The organism is Streptomyces inhibens (genome assembly GCF_003389455.1).
Classification (GTDB): domain Bacteria; phylum Actinomycetota; class Actinomycetes; order Streptomycetales; family Streptomycetaceae; genus Streptomyces; species Streptomyces inhibens.
Map to the genome: position 1 here is coordinate 1 of NZ_QUAC01000298.1, position 1,747 is coordinate 1,747.

General features: G+C 76.1%; 2 protein-coding genes and 1 pseudogene. All 3 read left to right on the plus strand.

Annotated elements, in window-relative coordinates:
- Positions 1-187, plus strand: a pseudogene (locus tag DY245_RS44885) (hypothetical protein); the annotation flags it as partial.
- A complete protein-coding gene (locus tag DY245_RS44890) occupies positions 177-353 on the plus strand; it encodes a hypothetical protein (protein ID WP_181923985.1) in 177 nt (58 codons plus the stop codon). The pseudogene DY245_RS44885 and the gene DY245_RS44890, both read left to right, overlap by 11 nt.
- Entirely contained in the window at positions 350-1,609 is a 1,260-nt protein-coding gene (locus DY245_RS33045; protein WP_128510843.1) for a glycosyltransferase, read from the plus strand. The genes DY245_RS44890 and DY245_RS33045 overlap by 4 nt, the downstream gene beginning before the upstream one ends.
- Positions 1,610-1,747: the final 138 nt, after the last annotated feature.

The following is a 1,747-nucleotide window of genomic DNA, read 5'->3' on the forward strand; positions in this document are numbered from 1 at the left end:
CGCCGCCGCCGTGGCCGCCGCGGTGGCCGGCCCGTTCGCAGCGCTGTCCGCACAGCCGCTGCCCGGCGCGGCAGCGGGCGCGCTGCCGGTGCCCGTCGCCTTCGCCGGTACCGCCTTGACCGTTCGGGCCCCCGAGGTCCGGCAGTTGCTCGTCGCCGTCAAAGGAAAACTCGCCCATGCCCGTTGAACCGGCGCCGCCCCGCGCCCCCGTCCCCGCCGCCCGTCGCGCCCGCCACGGCCGCAGCGCCCCGCCGTGGGTGCTGATGTACCACTCGGTCACCGAGATCGCCGGTGCCGCCGACGACACCGAAGAGACCACCACCCCGGCCGCCACCACTGGAGGCATCAGATGAAGGTTCTGCATGTCATCACGGGCCTCGACATGGGCGGCGCCGAGCAGCAGCTGCGTCTGCTGCTGCGCCGGCTGCCCGCGCAGTGCGAGGTCATCACCCTGACCAATCCGGGCGCGGTCGCGGAGGGCATCGAGGCCGACGGCACGCCCGTCACCCACCTCGGCATGACCGGCAACCGCGATCTGACCGCGCTCCCCCGGCTCACCGGGCTGATCCGCGGCGGCGGTTACGACCTGGTGCACACCCACCTCTACCGGGCCTGTGTCTACGGCCGGATCGCCGCCCGGCTGGCCGGCGTACGGGCCGTGGTCGCCACCGAGCACTCCCTGGGCGACGCGGTCATCGAGGGCCGCCGGCTGACCCGTGGCGTGCGCACGCTCTACCGGGCGACCGAACGGCTGGGGGCGGCGACGGTCGCCGTCTCGGACACCGTCGCCGCCCGGCTGCGCCGCTGGGGCGTGCCGGAGCGGCGGATCCATGTGGTGCCCAACGGCATCGAGGCGCACCGCTTCGGCTTCGACCCGGCCGCCCGCGCCCTGGTCCGCACCCGGCTCGGGCTGCCGCTGGACGCCTTCGTGGTCGGCGGTGTCGGGCGGCTGGTGCCCGGCAAACGGTTCGATGTCCTGGTCCGGGCGGTGACCCAACTCCCCGGCGTACACCTGCTGTTGGCGGGCGAGGGGCCGGAGCGGGAGATGCTGCGGCGGATGGCGGAGCAGTTCGGTTCGGGCGACCGGATCCATCTGCTGGGCGAGCGCGGCGGCGCGGTCGGCCCGGTCGCCGACGACCGGCCGGGCGCCGGGCCCGACATCCCCGGTCTGCTGGCGGCCATCGACGTCTTTGTCTCACCGTCCCCGGACGAGGCCTTCGGCCTGGCCGTCCTGGAGGCGCTCGCCTCAGGGCTGCATGTGCTGTACGGCAGCTGCCCGGCGGTCGACGAACTGCCCCAGGACCAGGCGCCCGGCGCCCGGCGCTTCAGCCCCGGCGTCCATGAACTGGCCACCGCGCTGCGGGAGTTGCGGCGGCACGGGCCGGGCCGGCTGCCGGTCCCGCCGGTGGTGCGGCGCTACGACATCACGCGCAGCGCCGAGGCGCTGATGTCCGTGTACGAACAGGCCGTGGCCGCCGCCCCGGCACGGTGGCGGAGCCCTGTGGCGATGCCCCCGCCACAGGGCCGGGCCGTGGCGCTCGAAGCGCCGGGCGTATCGCTGCCGGATCCGGCCCGGCCGCCCGCCCCGTCCCAGCTCTCGAACAGGTAGGCCTCGCCATGGCCGAGAACGTGCAGAACGAGACGGCGGCGGGAAGGGACGGGGCGACCCTGCCCGCACTGGGCGCGCGGCGGGCGGGCGGCCGGCTGCGGGCCCGGCTGCGCCGGCTGCCGCGCTGGTGGCCGCTGC

Coding starts and splice junctions, on each gene's coding strand:
- DY245_RS44890 (WP_181923985.1), top strand. CDS start 177: ATGCCCGTTGAACCGGCGCCGCCCCGCGCCCCCGTCCCCGCCGCCCGT.
- DY245_RS33045 (WP_128510843.1), top strand. CDS start 350: ATGAAGGTTCTGCATGTCATCACGGGCCTCGACATGGGCGGCGCCGAG.